The organism is Acidovorax sp. Root219 (genome assembly GCF_001428665.1).
In the GTDB taxonomy this organism is placed as follows: Bacteria; Pseudomonadota; Gammaproteobacteria; order Burkholderiales; family Burkholderiaceae_C; genus Acidovorax.
The window spans coordinates 434,215-450,807 of the sequence record NZ_LMIJ01000001.1 but is presented as its reverse complement, the minus strand read 5'-3'; the positions used below and the strand labels follow the sequence as shown (position 1 = coordinate 450,807).

At 67.0% G+C, this 16,593-nt stretch carries 16 protein-coding genes; 11 read left to right on the top strand and 5 right to left on the bottom strand.

Going from position 1 to position 16,593, the window contains the following annotated elements:
• Window positions 1–16: 16 nt before the first annotated feature.
• The 3 genes from ASE28_RS02165 to ASE28_RS02155 are packed head-to-tail and all read right to left on the bottom strand — an operon-like array spanning window position 17 to window position 2,609.
• Complete coding sequence (locus ASE28_RS02165) at window positions 17–442, bottom strand: RNA-binding S4 domain-containing protein (RefSeq protein ID WP_057201040.1); 426 nt, start codon at window positions 440–442, stop codon at window positions 17–19.
• Window positions 439–1,914 (bottom strand): sensor histidine kinase, encoded by a 1,476-nt coding sequence (locus ASE28_RS02160; protein ID WP_057264234.1) that lies wholly within the window; start codon window positions 1,912–1,914, stop codon window positions 439–441. Before ASE28_RS02160 ends, ASE28_RS02165 begins: the two co-directional genes overlap by 4 nt.
• The gene (locus ASE28_RS02155; RefSeq protein WP_179679136.1) at window positions 1,911–2,609 is read right to left on the bottom strand and encodes a response regulator transcription factor; all 699 of its coding nucleotides are present in this window, start codon (window positions 2,607–2,609) and stop codon (window positions 1,911–1,913) included. The genes ASE28_RS02160 and ASE28_RS02155 overlap by 4 nt, the downstream gene beginning before the upstream one ends.
• 169 nt (window positions 2,610–2,778) lie before the next feature.
• Between ASE28_RS02155 and ASE28_RS02150 the strand changes: the two genes are divergently transcribed.
• The 3 genes from ASE28_RS02150 (at window position 2,779) to ASE28_RS02140 (ending at window position 5,912) form a co-directional block, all read left to right on the top strand.
• Window positions 2,779–3,738: a tripartite tricarboxylate transporter substrate binding protein gene (locus tag ASE28_RS02150; protein ID WP_057201037.1), complete on the top strand. Its 960-nt coding sequence runs from the start codon at window positions 2,779–2,781 to the stop codon at window positions 3,736–3,738.
• 128 nt (window positions 3,739–3,866) lie between these two features.
• Window positions 3,867–4,382: a tripartite tricarboxylate transporter TctB family protein gene (locus ASE28_RS02145; protein WP_057201035.1), complete on the top strand. Its 516-nt coding sequence runs from the start codon at window positions 3,867–3,869 to the stop codon at window positions 4,380–4,382.
• A 12-nt stretch (window positions 4,383–4,394) separates the two neighbouring features.
• Window positions 4,395–5,912, top strand: coding sequence for a tripartite tricarboxylate transporter permease (locus ASE28_RS02140; RefSeq protein WP_057201033.1), 1,518 nt, complete (start codon window positions 4,395–4,397; stop codon window positions 5,910–5,912).
• 88 nt (window positions 5,913–6,000) lie between these two features.
• On the opposite strand, the gene ASE28_RS02135 is transcribed toward ASE28_RS02140, so the two are convergent.
• The gene (locus tag ASE28_RS02135) at window positions 6,001–6,888 is read right to left on the bottom strand and encodes a LysR family transcriptional regulator (protein ID WP_057264231.1); all 888 of its coding nucleotides are present in this window, start codon (window positions 6,886–6,888) and stop codon (window positions 6,001–6,003) included.
• Between the two features lie 100 nt (window positions 6,889–6,988).
• Between ASE28_RS02135 and ASE28_RS02130 the strand changes: the two genes are divergently transcribed.
• Complete coding sequence (locus ASE28_RS02130) at window positions 6,989–7,768, top strand: class I SAM-dependent methyltransferase (RefSeq protein WP_057264229.1); 780 nt, start codon at window positions 6,989–6,991, stop codon at window positions 7,766–7,768.
• A gap of 104 nt (window positions 7,769–7,872) precedes the next feature.
• On the opposite strand, the gene ASE28_RS02125 is transcribed toward ASE28_RS02130, so the two are convergent.
• A complete protein-coding gene (locus ASE28_RS02125; protein ID WP_157421818.1) occupies window positions 7,873–8,178 on the bottom strand; it encodes a hypothetical protein in 306 nt (101 codons plus the stop codon).
• 581 nt (window positions 8,179–8,759) lie between these two features.
• Here ASE28_RS02125 and ASE28_RS02120 point away from each other — a divergent pair.
• The 7 genes from ASE28_RS02120 to ASE28_RS02090 all read left to right on the top strand — a co-directional run bounded on the left by ASE28_RS02120 (window position 8,760) and on the right by ASE28_RS02090 (window position 16,581).
• On the top strand, window positions 8,760–9,383 hold the full coding sequence (locus ASE28_RS02120; protein ID WP_057264225.1) for a DUF2325 domain-containing protein: 624 nt from the start codon (window positions 8,760–8,762) through the stop codon (window positions 9,381–9,383).
• A 61-nt stretch (window positions 9,384–9,444) separates the two neighbouring features.
• Complete coding sequence (locus tag ASE28_RS02115) at window positions 9,445–10,956, top strand: sigma-54-dependent Fis family transcriptional regulator (RefSeq protein WP_057264366.1); 1,512 nt, start codon at window positions 9,445–9,447, stop codon at window positions 10,954–10,956.
• Between the two features lie 153 nt (window positions 10,957–11,109).
• Window positions 11,110–12,306 carry a substrate-binding domain-containing protein gene (locus ASE28_RS02110; protein WP_057201079.1) on the top strand — a complete coding sequence of 399 codons (1,197 nt, stop codon included), beginning with the start codon at window positions 11,110–11,112 and terminating at the stop codon, window positions 12,304–12,306.
• Window positions 12,307–12,465: 159 nt separating this feature from the next.
• Window positions 12,466–13,959 carry a PHB depolymerase family esterase gene (locus tag ASE28_RS02105; RefSeq protein ID WP_057264223.1) on the top strand — a complete coding sequence of 498 codons (1,494 nt, stop codon included), beginning with the start codon at window positions 12,466–12,468 and terminating at the stop codon, window positions 13,957–13,959.
• A gap of 92 nt (window positions 13,960–14,051) precedes the next feature.
• Complete coding sequence (locus tag ASE28_RS02100; protein ID WP_057264220.1) at window positions 14,052–14,825, top strand: ABC transporter ATP-binding protein; 774 nt, start codon at window positions 14,052–14,054, stop codon at window positions 14,823–14,825.
• Window positions 14,822–15,553, top strand: coding sequence for an ABC transporter ATP-binding protein (locus ASE28_RS02095; protein ID WP_057264217.1), 732 nt, complete (start codon window positions 14,822–14,824; stop codon window positions 15,551–15,553). The genes ASE28_RS02100 and ASE28_RS02095 overlap by 4 nt, the downstream gene beginning before the upstream one ends.
• Window positions 15,554–15,600: 47 nt before the next feature.
• Window positions 15,601–16,581: a branched-chain amino acid ABC transporter permease gene (locus ASE28_RS02090; protein ID WP_057201018.1), complete on the top strand. Its 981-nt coding sequence runs from the start codon at window positions 15,601–15,603 to the stop codon at window positions 16,579–16,581.
• Window positions 16,582–16,593: the final 12 nt, after the last annotated feature.

The following is a 16,593-nucleotide window of genomic DNA, read 5'->3' as shown; positions in this document are numbered from 1 at the left end:
GGCCTTCGTTCGGGGCTCACTCGTCAATCGACGCGCTCCAGCGGCTGCCCCAGTCCGGCGCGCTCACGCGCTCGATGTTGCGCCGGTCACGCTTGGTGGGGCGGCCTTCCTGCTGCGCGGCGGCGGGTTCGGGGGCCAGACGGCGCTGTTCGGCCGCGGCCTCGCGCGCGGCGATGCTCTCGGCGGTTTCCTCGTACAGCAGCTGGGCCACGGGCGCGGGGCCGCGCGCGCCGCTCAGGGCGCGCACGGTCACCGTGCGGGCCACGGGGCCCTGGCGCAGGGCCACGGTATCGCCGGGGCGCACATCGCGCGCGGGCTTGGCGGCCTGGCCGTTGACGGTGACGCGGCCCTTGCCGATCTCTTCGGTGGCCAGGCCGCGGGTCTTGTAAAAGCGGGCGCACCAGAGCCACTTGTCCAGGCGCATCGTCTCGGTGGGGGTCATGCGGGTGATTGTGCCGCGTCCGGCATGCCCATGTTGTGGGCCAGGGGTAGCCTTACCACCGCGTCCAGCCCCAGCACGCGGCCGGCCTGGGTGCGGTTGGTCAAGGAGATGGTGCCCGAGAGCGCGAGCACGATCTCCTGGCAGATGGCCAGGCCCAGGCCGCTGCCGGTGCGCACGTCGCCGGCCGAGAATGGCTGAAACAGGCGCAGCGCCAGCTCATCGTCGATGCCCGGGCCCTGGTCGCTTACCGTCAGCGCTGCATGGCGCCCATCGGTGCGCAGCTCCACCGATAGCTCGCTGCCCGGCGGGGCGTGGCGCACGGCGTTGTGCAGCAGGTTGCGGGTCAGCTCGCGCAGCATCCACTCGTGCGCCTCTATGGGGGCGGCGTCGGTGTGGATGCCGAAGTCGAGGTCGCGCTGGGCGATCAGGGGCGAGATGTCGAGCGCCACGCCGCGCAGGATCTCGTCGAAGCGCGTGACGGGTGGCGCGCTCTGCTGGCGCAACTGCTCCACCTTGGCCAGCGCCAGCATCTGGTTGGCCAGCTGCGTGGCGCGGTCCACGGTGTCGCGGATCTCGTGCAGCGCCTGCTCGGCCGGCATGTCACCGCGCAGGGCCGACTGCACCTGCGTCTTGAGCACCGCCAGCGGTGTGCGCAACTGGTGCGAGGCATCGCGCACGAAGCGTTTCTGGTGGCGCAGCAGGTGGCGCAGGCGCTGCAGGAATTCGTTGGTGGCCTCGATCAGGGGCTGCAGTTCGCGCGGCGCTGCAGGCGCGGTGATGGGGCTCAGGTCGCCCTCCTGGCGGGCCTGCAGTTCCTGGCTGAGCTGGCGCACGGGTTGGGTGGCGCGCTGCACCACCACCACCACGGTGAGGCCGATCACGGCGATCAGGAATGCCTGGCGCAGCAGGGTGTTGCGCAGGATCTGCAGGGCCAGGGTCTCGCGCACCTCCAGCGTCTCGGCCACCTGGATCACGGCCATGGCACGCCCTTTGGAGCTGGCCACCGGCTGCAGCAGCACGGCCACGCGCACCGGCATGCCGCGGAAGGTGTCATCGTAGAAGTCCACCAGCGCGGCATACGGCGGGCGTGCCGGGATGGTGCCGCTCCACGGCGGCAGCTCGTCAAAGCCCGAGATCAGCTCGCCCTGCAGGCTGGAGACGCGGTAGTACATGCGGCTCTGGTTGTCGGCCTCGAAAGCCTCCAGCGCCGAGTAGGGCACCGTGGCGCGCAGGTGAGCGGCTTCCTCGTAACCCGTCACGTCCAGTTGCTCGCTGATGCTCTTTGCCGATGCCAGCAGGGTGCGGTCGTAGGCCGTGTGCAGCGAGTCCAGGGTCTGGTGGTACAGGCTGTAGGTGTTGTAGGTGATGAACACCGCCACTGGCACCAGGATGCCCAGCAGCAGGCGCCGACGCAGCGAGTGGGGCCGCAGCGTGGGGGGTGTGCGGGGGGCAACCAGGTGCTGCTGCTTCATGCATCCGTCCGCAGCAGGTAGCCCAGGCCGCGCAGGGTCATCAGCGTCAGGCCTGTGCCGGTGAGCTTCTTGCGCAGCCGGTAGACCACCACTTCGATGGCCTCGTACTGCACGTCGAGCTGGCCCGGGAACACCAGCTCGTAGAGCCGCTCCTTGGTCACCGCGTGGCCGGGCTGTGCCAGCAGCGCATGCATCAGCGCCAGCTCGCGCGGGGTGAACTCCATCACCTCGCCGCCCAGGTAGATGGCGCCGCTGTTGGTGTCGTAGCGGATGGCGCCGATCTGCTGCACGCTGGGGGGCAGGGCGTTGCTGGCCACTGGGTCGGCGCTGCGGCGCACCAGGGCGCGCAGGCGGGCTTCGAGCTCGTCGAGATCGAAAGGTTTGGGCAGGTAGTCGTCGGCGCCCGAATTGAGGCCCATGATGCGGTCGCCCACCGTGCCGCGCGCGGTGAGGATGATCACCGGCGTGCGCAGCCCGCGCGTGCGCGCCTGCTGCAGCACCTGCAGGCCGTCCAGGCCAGGCAGGGTCAGGTCCAGCACCACCGCGTCGGGCGGCTGCGCGGCCCACTGCGCCAGTGCGGCGCGGCCATCGCCCACGGGCGTCACCTCCATGCCGCGGCGGCTCAGGGCCCGGTGCAGCGTGGCCTGCATGGTGGGGTCGTCTTCGACAAGAAGCAATTTCATGCGCGGGACCATATCACTGTGGCAACGGCTGTGCACGGTTCCTGGCTTTCAGGTTTTCCACTCAGGCGCCGGCGGCATGCAACCTCTGGTTACCTAGTGTTTTCCCTAGGATCGTGGACAGCCGTTTGACAGGCAGGGCGCGCATCATCGACAGGTTCGCCCATCACACAAGGAGACACCAATGCGTCGCGATACCTTCCTCAAGTCCCTGGCCGCCATGGCGGCAGCCGGCGCCTTGCCGCTGACCGCCCAGGCCGCTGCAGCCATCAAGATGATGATCCCCGCCAACCCCGGCGGTGGCTGGGACACCACAGGCCGTGCCCTGGGCAAGGCCATGCAGGACGCAGGTGTGGCCAGCTCGGTCAACTATGACAACAAGGGCGGCGCCGCCGGTGCCATTGGTCTGGCGCAGTTCGCCAACGCCAGCAAGGGCGACCCGAATGCGCTGATGACCATGGGCGCGGTGATGCTGGGCGGCATCATCACCGGCAAGCCGCCGGTGGGCCTGGACAAGGTGACGCCGCTGGCGCGCCTGAGCAGCGAGTACAACGTGTTCGTGCTGCCCGCCAGCTCGCCCTTCAAGACCATGAAGGATGTGGTCGACCAGCTCAAGAAGGACCCCGGCAGCGTGAAGTGGGGCGGTGGTTCGCGTGGATCCACCGAGCACATCGCGGCTGCCATGATTGCCCGCGAAGTGGGTGTGGATCCATCCAAGATCAACTACGTGGCTTTCCGTGGGGGCGGTGAGGCCACCGCCGCCATCCTGGGCGGCAACGTCACTGTGGGCGGAAGCGGCTACAGCGAGTTTGCCGAGTACATCACCGCCGGCAAGATGCGCGCCGTGGGCGTGACGTCGGCGACGCGCCTGAAGGGCGTGAACGTGCCCACGCTCAAGGAGCAGGGCATCAATGTGGAAATCGGCAACTGGCGCGGCGTTTACGGCGCGGCTGGCATCACCGCCGAGCAGCGCAAGGAGCTGGTGGACGCGCTGTCCAAGACCTACAAGCACAAGTCCTGGCAGGATGCGATGGAGAAGAACGGCTGGACGCCCGCATGGCTGGCCGGCGACGACTTCTCCAACTTCGTGGACGCCGAGTTCGCCAGCCTGCGCGCCACGATGGCCAAGTCCGGGATGATCTGACCGGGGATTGAGGTTTTGCCCGGGCCTGGCGCCCGGGGCTCCTTCCATCCTCTTCGCACCCTCCGGGCGGCGCGCATGTGGTGCTGGCAACAGTGCTGGGCGCGCCGCCCTTTTCGCGGGATAAAAACATGACACAACATTCCTCTCGCTCGGCAGTCCTTCAGACCGTTATCGGCGCCGGCACGCTGCTGCTGGGCTGTCTGCTGGCCTATGGCGCCACCTCCATCAGCTCTGAGGCGGGCTATGGCGGCGTGGGCCCCAACTTCTTTCCCTGGGTCGTGGCCGTGGTGCTGGTGATTTGCGGCGTGCTGTGCGTGGTGCATGCGCGCACCGGGGGCTTTCGCGACCTGGAGGAAGGCTCGGGCGACGAAAGCGCCCACTGGAAGGGCTTCATCTGGGTGTCTGCGGGCCTGCTGCTCAATGCCATGCTGATCACCACGCTGGGCTTCATCCTGAGCTGTGCGCTGTGCTTCGTGCTGGCGGTGCGCGGCTTCAAGAGCGCTGAAGACAAGCTCGACCTGAGCCCCAAGGCCTGGATCAAGGACCTGCTCATCGGTGTGGCCGTGGCGGCGCCGGTGTTCTGGATGTTTACCCAACTGCTGGCGATCAATCTGCCCGGCCTCACGAACACGGGGTGGCTGTAAAGCCTGCACACCATGGATACCTGGAACCTCCTGCTGCAGGGCTTCGCCACTGCGGCCACCCCCATCAACCTGATGTGGGCCTTCGTCGGCTGCATCATCGGCACGGCCGTGGGCGTGCTGCCTGGCATTGGGCCGGCCGTGGCTGTGGCCATGCTGCTGCCCATCACCGTCAAGGTGGAAGCCACCGCGTCGATGATCTTCTTTGCCGGCATCTACTACGGTGCCATGTACGGTGGCTCGACCACCTCCATCCTGCTCAACACGCCCGGTGAGGCCGGGTCCATGGTCACGGCCATGGAGGGCAACAAGATGGCCAAGAACGGCCGCGCCGGTGCGGCGCTGGCCACAGCGGCCATCGGCTCCTTTGTGGCGGGCACCATTGCCACGGTGCTGGTGACCTTCTTTGCGCCGGTGGTGGCCGAGTACGCCGTGCGCCTGGGCCCACCCGAGTACTTCATGCTCATGGTGCTGGCCTTCACCACGGTGAGTGCGGTGCTGGGCAAGAGCACGCTGCGCGGCATGGTGGCGCTGTTCGTCGGCCTGGCCCTGGGCCTGATCGGCATCGACCAGTTGACCGCACAGGCGCGCTACACCGCAGGTGTGCCCGAGCTGATGGACGGCATCGAGGTGGTGCTGATCGCCGTGGGCCTGTTCGCCGTGGGCGAGGCCTTGTACAACGTGATGTACGAGGGCAAGACCGCCGAGACGCAGAACACGCTGACCAGCACCCACATGACCAAGGAAGAGTGGCGCCGCTCGTGGCCCGCCTGGCTGCGTGCCACTGCCATCGGCTTTCCGTTCGGCACCGTGCCGGCGGGCGGCAGCGAGATACCGACCTTCCTGAGCTATGCGGCCGAGAAGAAGCTGAGCAAGCACAAGGAAGAGTTTGGCACCATCGGCGCCATCGAAGGCGTGGCCGGCCCCGAGGCTGCGAACAATGCGGCCATCACGGCCACGCTGATCCCGCTGCTGACGCTGGGCATCCCCACGTCCAACACCACGGCCATCCTGCTGGGCGCGTTCCAGAACTACGGCATCCAGCCTGGCCCGCAGCTGTTCAGCAGCAACGGCGCGCTGGTCTGGGCGCTTATCGCGTCGATGTACATCGGCAACGTGATGCTGCTGATCCTGAACCTGCCGCTGGTGGGCCTGTGGGTCAAGCTGCTCAAGATCCCCAAGTCGTACCTGTACGCAGGCATCCTGGTGTTTGCCACGCTGGGCGTGTACGGTATGCGCCAGAGTGCGTTCGATCTGGTGCTGCTGTACGCCATCGGCCTGCTGGGCGTGGTCATGCGCCGCTTCGACTTCCCCGCTGCCCCTGTGGTGGTGGGCATGATTCTGGGCCCTCTGGCCGAAGCGCAGATGCGCAATGCGGTCGCCATCGGCGAAGGCAAATGGACCATCTTCCTGGAGCGCCCAGGCTCGCTGACCCTGATGGTCATCGTGCTGGCCGTGCTGATCCTGCCGCGCGTGGCGCGCCGCTGGGCAGCGCGCAAGGCGGCGGCCGAGGGGGGCACAGCTGCGGGCTGAGGGCTAACCTGTTTTGGGTAGTTGGGGCGGCACGGCAGTTTCTGCGGTGCCGCCCTTTTTTCATCGGCGTGCGAGGGCGTGGAACGGCTCAGGGCGTGCATCCCTCTTGCAGCCCCTGCGCCAGCGCCTCGAAAACCACCCGAATGCGCCGTGCCGTGCGCAGCTCGCGGTGGGTGACCAGCCAGATCGGGAAGATCACGGGCGGCACGTCATCGAGCACGCGCACGATGCCCGGCGTGGCCTGGGCGATCTCGTCCATCATGGCACCGATGCCCATGCCCTGGCGCACCAGTGCCCAGTGGGCCACCGTGTGGTCGGCGTAGCAGCTGAAGTTGGCCTCGGTCAGGGGCAAGCCGTGCTGGCGCAGGTAGCCCAGGTACTGGCCTGAGCGGTCCGAGCCCACGAAGGGCAGGGCGGCTGCCTCTTCGGCGCTGCGCGGGTGGCCGTGGGTCCTGACCCAGTCTTCGGACGCATAGAAGCAGGCCGATGCCTCGCGGATCAGGCGGGCGATCAGCTCCGGCTGCTCGGGCTTGGCATGGCGGATGGCGATGTCGGCCTCGCGGCGCAGCAGATCGCTGAATGCATTGGACGGGATCACCTCGATGCTGATGCCTGGCTCCTGTTCGCGCAGGCGCCGCACCAGCGGAGGCAGCAGGTACGAGGCCACGGCATCGCTGGCCGACACCGACACCACGCCGCCCACCGCCTGCGAGCGCCCGCTGGCCGCCACGCCCAGGGCCTGGGCCGCCGCGCCCATGGCACGGGCGTGCTCCAGCAGGTCCAGCCCCGTGGGGGTCAGCGCCATGGCCTTGCCCACGCGCTCGAACAGGGTCACGCCCATGCGTTGCTCGATGGCGGCGACCTGGCGGCTCAGGGTAGGCTGGGTCAGGCCCAGCTTGCGGGCAGCGGCCGAGAGCGAGCCGGTTTCGGCGGTTTCCAGAAACGCCCTTAGCTGGTTCCAGTCCAATTTATCCATGCATAAATGTATATGTTCACTGCAATTTGCGGCAATTCCCCAGGGTGAAGTGCATGGATAGCATCCAGTGCTGTCCATTGCAAGACCGTTGCCGCACTTTATGCCCATCACCACCACCGCTGAGCCTGCCGGCGCACTACCACCCCCGCAAGCGAACGCGTCGACTGCCCGCAAGGCCCGTTTCTGGGACCGCATCGCCCCCAAGTACGCGGCCGATCCGATTGCCGACATGCCAGGCTATGAGGCCACGCTGCAGCGCGTGCAGGCCCTGCTGTCGGCCGAGCAGGATGTGCTGGAGATCGGCTGTGGCACGGGGACTACCGCGCTGCGCCTGGCGCCCTTCACCCGGCGCCTGCTGGCGACCGACGTCTCGACCGGCATGATCGCCATCGCCCAGGGCAAGCTGGCGGCCCAGCCGGTGCCGCAGCTGAGCTTCGCGGTGGCCGACGCAGATGCGCCGGGGCTCGGGCAGGGCAACTACGACGTGGTGCTGGCCTTCAGCGTGCTGCACCTGGTGGGCGATCTCGACCACACGCTGCAGCTGGCGATGCAGGCCCTGCGGCCCGGCGGGCTGTTGATCTCGAAGACGCCCTGCATCGCCGAGATGAACCCGCTCATCCCCTGGCTTGCGCTGCCGCTGATGCGCGCCATCGGCAAGGCGCCGCACGTGCTGAGCTTCGAAGGTGCGGCGCTGCATGCGGCCATTGCCCGGCAGGGCATGGACATCGTTGCCGCCGAACGGCACGGCACCCGGGGCAAGGACATCCGGCTCTTCATCGTGGCCCGCAAGCCGCCCGAGTTTCCCTACGCTCCGAGCAGGCTGTTGCCCAAGCTGGGCGACCGTGGCCCCGACAACTTCATCAACCGCAGCAACCCGTGAACCCCATGCAAGTGCCAAGGGGGTGAGCAGCGCCCCGCCGGCGGCAGCAGGGTCTCGCCTGCCCGTCTGCCCCTGGGTCCTGTTGATGGTGTTCTGTTCAGCGCCTAATTGGGAGACAGAAGGTCCACGGGATCTTGCTCGTCATTGAGTGCCATACGCAGTGCGGAGGACACCGAGATGCCCAACCTGTGGCACCACGAGTCGAGGTCGTTTCTGGATGCGGCATCGTTGCGCTCGTCCCAGGTGAGAGAGGCCACCAACAGGTCGGGAAGGTCCAGAACCGGATGGAATGAACGCTCGGGTGCCATCGACCAATTGAGGAGCACGGCATGGGCGTCGGTGGATGCCGTCACGCCTGTGGGGGCTCCCTGCGCGCTGGCACGGGTGAATTCAAACAAGGCGGTGATCACGGTTCGGGCGTAACAGTTGCTTCGTCGAAGGAGGGTGGCATCCCGCATGCCAGCACCGTCGCCAGAGGCTGGGGGCAATCAGGGTGCGGATCGGTCCATGGCATTGCATGAACCGAGGCGTCGACAGGATTGGAGCGCAAGACGATGGGCTGCGGTATCCCCCAAAAGCGGGAGAGGAGGAGCAGTTCGCTGGGCGCCCATTGTCCATCGCGGCATGGCCGTGCGTGGGCGATAAGGTCGGGGGCCTGGCATGCGCGCACATGCTTTTTGCTTCTTCGACACAGCGGCGCCGTGAGTCCGGTCAAGGATGACAGCCACGTCCCAGACACCTCTGCGTGGTGCATTGACCCGGGGCATTGTGCAGACGCCGCTGCTGCAGCGCACACCCCTGGTTTGCAGGGGCGGCGGGCAGGCCTTGGCGTACCTGGATGGTCCTGGGTACACCTTGGCCTGGCCCGCCCAGCAAACTTCGCAAGCCAGATACCGGGGTCTGCTACCCCGGTGTCCCCCACCAGGTGGCTTGCTCAGACGGCTGAATCATACCATAAAATGCGAATCATTCTTATTAAGAAGGATGGTGCATGCATTCCCTGTCCGAAGAGTTCATGGTGCTGTCCCGCCAGCTGGGTGAGGCGCAGACGCGCTGCAGTGCCGCCCTGGCCGAACAGGCCGCTGAATTGGAGCAGTTGCGGGCCGAGGTGGTGCGGCTGCGGGCGGCGGTGGTGGTGCGCGAGACGCGGCTGGCCCTGGCGCACGACGACCTGGCGCAGCTGCAGGCCGCGCAGCCGGGGCTCAGGCGCCGCCGGGACATGGCGCGGCACATTGCAACGCTGGCCGAGCGCATTGCCAGCCTCTCGCGCGAGTGCCTGCGCTGGCGCCTGCGGGCGGTGGCTGCGGCCCCTGAAGAGCAATGCATTGCGCCGGCCCCGGCTGCGGCCGTGGACGGAACCGACAATCCGGCGCTGGACTTCAGCCTGGCTGCGGCCGACCTCGTGATCTGCCAGACGGGCTGCATCAGCCACGACGAATACTGGCGCGTGCAGGACCACTGCCGGCGCACCGGCAAGCCCTGCATCCTGATGGACCAGCCGCTGGGCGCCGGTGCGGTCGACAAGGCACAGCCCGTGGTGGTGCTGCGCATGGCGCGCGGCCTGCGGGCGGTGAGTGGCGTGCAGGCCGTGGAGACCGCTACCACGCCCGAATGACAGTGCGCGCAGGGGCGCGGCTGCCGATGGTGTGGTGGTGGCGCCGCGCTACCATCCGCATATGCCCCTGCTCATCGACGACGCCCCCGCACTGCCGCTGGATGCCCAGGGCATTCTCGAACTCGCGGCGCGGTCCATGTTCCACCTGTTCTCCAGCGTCAGCCAGGGCATGTTCCTGGTGGACCTGAGCGGGCGCATCGTCTGGGTCAACGAGGGCTACCAGCGCTTCCTGCCCGACCTGGGTTTCTCGTCGGTGGACCAGTTCGTGGGCCGCATGGTGGAGGAGGTGATCCCCAACACCGGCATGCGCCGCGTGCTGGAGACGGGCAATCCGGTGCTGATCGACCTGCTGACCAACAAGGCGGGCACCTTCGTGGTCAGCCGCATCCCGCTGCGCGACGACGAGGGCGGGGTGATCGGTGCTATCGGCATCGTGCTGTTCGATCACCCCGAGACCACGCTGCAACCGCTGATCAGCAAGTTCGCATTGCTGCAGCGTGATCTGGACGACGCGCGGCGCGAGCTTGCCAGCCAGCGCCGGCGCACCCTGGCGGTGGCGGGCGATGGCGAGCGGCGCGCCAAATACACCTTTGCCAGCTTCATCGGCTCGAGCCCCGCCGCCGCCGAGGTCAAGCGCCAGGCGCGCCGCGCCGCTCAGTCCAGCAGCCCCGTGCTGCTGCTGGGCGAGACGGGCACGGGCAAGGAACTGCTGGCCCATGCCATCCACGCCGCATCGAGCCGCGCCAGCGGCCCCTTTGTGAGCGTGAACATCGCCGCCGTGCCCGACACGCTGCTGGAGGCCGAGTTCTTTGGCGTGGCGCCCGGTGCCTACACCGGCGCATCGGCCAAGGGCCGCGACGGCAAGTTCAAGCTGGCCGATGGCGGCACGCTGTTCCTCGATGAAATCGGCGACATGCCGCAAAGCCTGCAGGCCAAGCTGCTGCGCGCGCTGCAGGAAGGCGAGATCGAGCCCCTGGGCTCCAACAAGTTGGTGCCCTTCAACGTGCGCATCCTGGCGGCCACCTCGCGTGACCTGGCGGCCCAGGTGCGCGAAGGGCGCTTTCGCGAAGACCTGTTCTACCGCCTGCATGTGCTGCCCGTGCGCGTGCCGCCGCTGCGTGCGCGGCGCAGCGACATCCCGGCGCTGGTCGAGTCGCTGGGCGACGACCTGGCGCTGCGCAATGGCACGCCGCCGCCCGAGCTGCTGCCCGATGCCATGGCCCTGCTGGCCGGCCAGCCCTGGCGCGGCAACATCCGCGAGCTGCGCAACGTGATCGAGCAGGCCGTGATGCGCAGCGAAGGCCAGTCCATCGACGCCGCGCAGCTCGAGCGCATCCTGCGCGAGGCCGGCGTGGAGCCCGCCGCCCCGGTGCAGGACACCACCACCGTGGTGGTGGCCGAGGCCGAGGACGCATCGCGCTATCTTCGCCCCCTGGCCGAGCAGGTGGCCGAGCTGGAGCAGCGCGCCATCCAGGCAGCGATGAAAGCCCACGGCGGCAACAAGCTGGCCACGGCGCGGCAGCTCGGCATCTCGCGCGCCACGCTCTATGGACGTCTGGAAAACCCTGAATAAATTTCAGGCAAATGCCTGAAATTTAGACAAATCAACTGTATAAAATTTAGACATTGCCGTGCAGGTGTCAGCAAAAGTTTCTTGCAAATCAACAGCTTGTGCGCTGGCATGAACTGTGCAATGTTCAGGCATCACTACAAAGGAGACATCGCCATGCACCGTCGCACCCTGGTCGCACTCGCCACCGCCGCCGTTACCGCAGCCGCCACGCTTTCCGCACCCGCGTTCGCCCAGTCCGGCGAGATCCGCATCGCCCACATCTACAGCAAGACCGGCCCGCTCGAAGCCTATGGCAAGCAGACCCAGACCGGCCTGCTGATGGGCCTGAACTACGCCACCGGCGGCAGCATGACCGTCAATGGCAAGAAGCTCGTCGTGATCGAGAAGGACGACCAGGGCAAGCCCGACCTGGGCAAGAGCCTGCTGGCCTCGGCCTACTCGGACGACAAGGCCGACATCGCCGTGGGCCCCACGTCCTCGGGCGTCGCTCTGGCCCTGCTGCCCGTGGCCGAAGAGTACAAGAAGATCCTGCTGGTGGAGCCCGCCGTGGCGGACGCCATCACCGGCGACAAGTGGAACAAGTACATCTTTCGCACCGGCCGCAACAGCAGCCAGGACGCCATCTCCAACGCCGTGGCCATCGACAAGGCCGGCGTGACCGTGGCCACGCTGGCACAGGACTATGCCTTTGGCCGCGATGGCGTGAAGGCCTTCAAGGACGCGCTCAAGAACGCCAAGCTGGCCCACGAGGAGTACCTGCCCACGACCACCACCGACTTCACCGCCGGTGCCCAGCGCCTGATCGACAAGCTCAAGGACGTGCCCGGCCGCAAGGTCATCTTCATCATCTGGGCCGGCGCGGGCAACCCCTTCAAGATCGCAGACATGGACCTCAAGCGCTATGGCATCGAGATCGCCACGGGCGGCAACATTCTGCCGGCCATGGCTGCGTACAAGAACTTCCCGGGCATGGAAGGCGCCACCTACTACTACTTCGGCATCCCCAAGAACCCGGTGAACGAGGCCCTGGTGGCCGCGCACTACAAGGAGTTCAAGACCCCGCCGGACTTCTTCACCGCCGGCGGCTTCAGCTCGGCCATGGCCCTGGTCACGGCCCTCAAGGCGACGAACGGCGACACCAACACCAACAAGCTCATCAAGACCATGGAGGGCATGAGCTTCGAGACCCCCAAGGGCAAGATGACCTTCCGCAAGGAAGACCACCAGGCCATGCAGAGCATGTACCACTTCAAGATCAAGGTGGACCCGGCTTTTGCCTGGGGCGTGCCCGAGCTGGTGCGCGAGATCAAGCCTGAAGAGATGCAAGTGCCGATTCGCAACAAGCGATAAACGGTTTGCGTGGCCCTGCTGGCTGACGTCCGTTCAGCCCAGCGGGGATCCATCCCGCGGGGGCGGCCGCCCCTTTTTTTCCAGTGAATTGATGCATGAACCCCCGGATTACACGGGGGCTGGCTCGGTTTTTCTCAAAATTATTTGGAGACAAGACAAATGGCTTTCAACTTCATTCTCAGGTCGGCCGCAACCGCCGCAACCGCCGCTGCCATCGCGGCAATGGGCATGGGCAGTGCATTCGCGGCGGTCAACTTGCCGCAGCTCAAGATCGACAAGACACAGACCACGGTGTCGGGCCTGTCGGCTGGCGGCTTCATGGCCGTGCAGCTGCACGTGGCCTACTCGGCCACCTTCGCCAAGGGCGCGGGCGTGGTCGCGGGCGGGCCGTTCTACTGTGCCGAGGGCTCCATCGTCAACGCCACCGGGCGCTGCATGGTCACCCCGGCCAGCATCCCCACCAGCACGCTGGTGAACACCACCAACACCTGGGCCAGCCAGGGCCTGATCGACCCCGTGGTCAACCTGCAGGCGTCCAAGGTCCACCTGTTCTCGGGCACGCTCGACAGCGTGGTCAAGACCGGATCCATGGACGCGCTGCGCACCTACTACAACAGCTTCGTGCCGGCCGCCAACGTGGTCTACAAGAAGGACATCGCGGCCGAGCACGCGATGGTCACCGACGACTATGGCAACGGCTGCTCGACCAAGGGCGCGCCCTACATCAGCGACTGCAACTTCGACCTGGCCGGCGCCATGCTGCAGCACCTGTACGGCACGCTCAACGCGCGCAACAACGCCACGCTGCCGGCAGGCAACTACGTCGAGTTCAACCAGAACCAGTTCATCACCAACCACGGCATGGCCACCACGGGCTGGGCCTACATCCCGCAGGCCTGCCAGGCCGGCGGCACGGCGACCTGCCGGCTGCATGTGGTGCTGCACGGCTGCAAGCAGAACGTGAGCGACGTGCAGCAGCAGTACGTGCGCAACACCGGCTACAACCGCTGGGCCGACACCAACAACATCGTGATGCTCTACCCGCAGACCAGCCTGGCGGCGACCAACAGCTGCTTTGACTGGTGGGGCTATGACAACGCCAACTACGCCAAGAAGTCCGGCCCACAGATGGCCGCCATCAAGGCCATGGTGGACCAGGTCGCAAGCGGCGGCGGCACGACCAACCCGCCCACCAACCCCGCGCTGCCCGCCCCCACGGGCGTGAACACCTCGGGCGCCACGGCCAGCTCCATGGTGGTGGGCTGGGGTGCGGTCTCGGGTGCGTCCAGCTACAACGTGTACCGCAACGCCAACAAGGTCAACGCGCTGCCGGTGAACACCACGAGCTACACCGACACCGGCCTGGCCGCCTCCACCAGCTACAGCTGGACGGTGCGCGCCGCCGACGCCAATGGCGCCGAAGGCGCCGCATCGGCCGCAGCCAGCGGCACCACGCTGGCTGCGTCTGGTGGCGGCGCCACCTGCACGACGGCCAGCAACTACGCCCACACCATGGCAGGCCGCGCCTACGTGGCCGGCGGCTACACCTTTGCGCTGGGATCCAACCAGAGTATGGGGCTGTGGAACATCTTCGTGACCAATACCCTGAAGCTTACCAGCCCCAACTACTACGTCATCGGCACCTGCCCTTGACAATGCGCTGAACGCCGCGCGCCCTGGCACCGCAAAGGGCAGGGCGCCCGGCATCCCTGAAAGACGACGACTGTGAAAGTGAAGCACCTCCCATGAGCACCTTGGCCACCAAGGACTTGACCATCCGCTTCGGCGGCCATGTGGCGGTCAACGCCGTGACCTGCTCCTTCGAGCCCGGCACGCTGACCGCCATCGTGGGCCCCAACGGTGCGGGCAAGACCACGTACTTCAACCTCATCTCGGGGCAGCTGCGCGCCAGCGCGGGCAGCGTGACCCTGGGCGGGCAAGACCTCACGGGCCAGTCGGTCTCGGCGCGCACGCATGCGGGCCTGGGGCGGGCCTTTCAGCTCACCAACCTGTTTCCCAACCTCAGCGTGCTGGAGAACGTGCGCCTGGCCGTGCAGGCTACGCAAGAGGGCAAGCACCGCCGGGGCCTGAACCTGTGGAGCATCTGGAGCGACCACCGCGACCTGACGGACCGCGCCCGCGCCATCCTGCAGGCCGTGGCCATGCTGGACCGGCAGGACACCCCCGTGGCCAGCCTGCCGCACGGCGACCAGCGCAAGCTCGAAGTGGCGCTGCTGATGGCGCTGGAGCCGCAGGTCTACATGTTCGATGAACCCACGGCTGGCATGAGCCATGACGAGGCCCCCGTGATCCTGAACCTGATCCGCGAACTCAAGAAGGACAAGACCAAGATCATCCTGCTGGTGGAGCACAAGATGGACGTGGTGCGCGAGCTGGCCGACCGCATCATCGTGCTGACCAACGGCACCCTGGTGGCCGACGGCGCACCGGCCGAGGTGATCGCCTCGCCCGTGGTGCAGGAAGCCTACCTGGGCGTCACCAAGGAGGCCACTGCATGACCACCACCAACAACCTGCTCGAACTCAAGGGCGTGCACACCCACATCGGGGCATACCACATCCTGCACGGCGTGGATCTGGCCGTACCCAAGGGGCAGCTCACCATGCTGCTGGGCCGCAACGGCGCCGGCAAGACCACCACGCTGCGCACCATCATGGGCCTGTGGCATGCGTCGCAGGGCAGCATCCACTTCGGTGGCCGCGACATCACGGCGCTGAACACCCCGCAGATCGCGGGCATGAACATCGCCTATGTGCCCGAGAACATGGGCATCTTCGCCGACCTCACGGTCAAGGAGAACATGCTGCTGGCCGCGCGCAATGCCAAGAACGCCGCGCAGATGGACAGCTCCCGACTGGAATGGATCTTCAAGCTCTTCCCTGCGGTGGAGAAGTTCTGGAACCACCCTGCGGGCAAGCTCTCGGGCGGGCAAAAGCAGATGGTGGCCGTGAGCCGCGCCATCGTCGAGCCGCGCGACCTGCTCATCGTGGACGAGCCCAGCAAGGGCCTGGCGCCCGCGATCATCAACAACATGATCGAGGCGTTCGATCAGCTCAAGAAGAGCGGCGTGACGATTTTGCTGGTCGAGCAGAACATCAATTTCGCCAAGCGGCTGGGTGACACCGTGGCCGTGATGGACAACGGCCAGGTGGTGCATGCGGGCAGCATGGCCGCACTGGCCGCAGACGAGGCATTGCAGCGATCGCTGCTGGGGTTGGCACTATGAGCACCGCGACGACAACGACACCCACTTCCACCGCGGCTGGCAAGGCCATGCTGCGCGACTTCGACTGGAAGCCACTGGCCCTGGTGCCCGCGCTGGCGTTGCTGGTGCTGCCCTTCATCGGCTCGCCCAGCACCTGGCTCACGCTCACCGTGGCGGGGCTGGCCATGGGCATGATCATCTTCATCATTGCCTCGGGCCTGACGCTGGTGTTCGGCCTGATGGACGTGCTCAACTTCGGCCACGGCGTGTTCATCGCGCTCGGTGCCTTCGTGGCCACCAGCGTGCTGGGTGCCATGGGCGACTGGACCGGCTCCGACCAGCTGTGGCGCAACATGGTGGCGGTGCTGCCCGCCATGCTGGTGGCCATGGCTGTGGCGGGGGCCGTGGGCCTGGCATTCGAGCGTTTCATCGTGCGGCCCGTGTATGGCCAGCATTTGAAGCAGATCCTCATCACCATGGGCGGCATGATCATCGGCGAAGAGCTGATCAAGGTCATCTGGGGCCCGCAGCAGATCCCGCTGCCGCTGCCCCAGGGCATGCGCGGCGCGCTGCTCATCGGCGATGCGGCCATCGAAAAATACCGCCTGGTGGCGGTGGCCGTGGGCCTCTTGGTCTTTGCCGTGCTGGCCTGGACGCTGTCGCGCACCAAGGTCGGCCTGCTCATCCGTGCCGGCGTACAGGACCGCGAGATGGTCGAGTCGCTGGGTTACCGCATCCGGCGCCTGTTCATCGGCGTGTTCGTCGTGGGCTCGGCCCTGGCCGGCCTGGGCGGGGTGATGTGGGGCCTGTACCAGCAGAACGTGGTGCCGCAGATGGGCGCCCAGGTCAACGTGCTGATCTTCATCGTGATCATCATCGGCGGCCTGGGGTCCACGGGCGGTGCGCTCATCGGCGCGCTGCTGGTGGGGCTCATGGCCAACTACACCGGCTTTTTGGTGCCCAAGGTGGCGCTGTTCTCCAACATCGCGTTGATGGTGGCCATCCTGCTGTGGCGTCCACAGGGCGTCTATCCGGTCGCGAACCGCTGAAGAGGAGCCCCA

Excerpts from the sequence above, each read along its gene's own strand:
- ASE28_RS02165 (WP_057201040.1), bottom strand. The coding sequence starts at position 442 with ATGACCCCCACCGAGACGATGCGCCTGGACAAGTGGCTCTGGTGCGCC.
- ASE28_RS02160 (WP_057264234.1), bottom strand. The coding sequence starts at position 1,914 with ATGAAGCAGCAGCACCTGGTTGCCCCCCGCACACCCCCCACGCTGCGG.
- ASE28_RS02155 (WP_179679136.1), bottom strand. The coding sequence starts at position 2,609 with ATGGTCCCGCGCATGAAATTGCTTCTTGTCGAAGACGACCCCACCATG.
- ASE28_RS02150 (WP_057201037.1), top strand. The coding sequence starts at position 2,779 with ATGCGTCGCGATACCTTCCTCAAGTCCCTGGCCGCCATGGCGGCAGCC.
- ASE28_RS02145 (WP_057201035.1), top strand. The coding sequence starts at position 3,867 with ATGACACAACATTCCTCTCGCTCGGCAGTCCTTCAGACCGTTATCGGC.
- ASE28_RS02140 (WP_057201033.1), top strand. The coding sequence starts at position 4,395 with ATGGATACCTGGAACCTCCTGCTGCAGGGCTTCGCCACTGCGGCCACC.
- ASE28_RS02135 (WP_057264231.1), bottom strand. The coding sequence starts at position 6,888 with ATGGATAAATTGGACTGGAACCAGCTAAGGGCGTTTCTGGAAACCGCC.
- ASE28_RS02130 (WP_057264229.1), top strand. The coding sequence starts at position 6,989 with ATGCCCATCACCACCACCGCTGAGCCTGCCGGCGCACTACCACCCCCG.
- ASE28_RS02120 (WP_057264225.1), top strand. The coding sequence starts at position 8,760 with ATGCATTCCCTGTCCGAAGAGTTCATGGTGCTGTCCCGCCAGCTGGGT.
- ASE28_RS02115 (WP_057264366.1), top strand. The coding sequence starts at position 9,445 with ATGCCCCTGCTCATCGACGACGCCCCCGCACTGCCGCTGGATGCCCAG.
- ASE28_RS02110 (WP_057201079.1), top strand. The coding sequence starts at position 11,110 with ATGCACCGTCGCACCCTGGTCGCACTCGCCACCGCCGCCGTTACCGCA.
- ASE28_RS02105 (WP_057264223.1), top strand. The coding sequence starts at position 12,466 with ATGGCTTTCAACTTCATTCTCAGGTCGGCCGCAACCGCCGCAACCGCC.
- ASE28_RS02100 (WP_057264220.1), top strand. The coding sequence starts at position 14,052 with ATGAGCACCTTGGCCACCAAGGACTTGACCATCCGCTTCGGCGGCCAT.
- ASE28_RS02095 (WP_057264217.1), top strand. The coding sequence starts at position 14,822 with ATGACCACCACCAACAACCTGCTCGAACTCAAGGGCGTGCACACCCAC.
- ASE28_RS02090 (WP_057201018.1), top strand. The coding sequence starts at position 15,601 with ATGCTGCGCGACTTCGACTGGAAGCCACTGGCCCTGGTGCCCGCGCTG.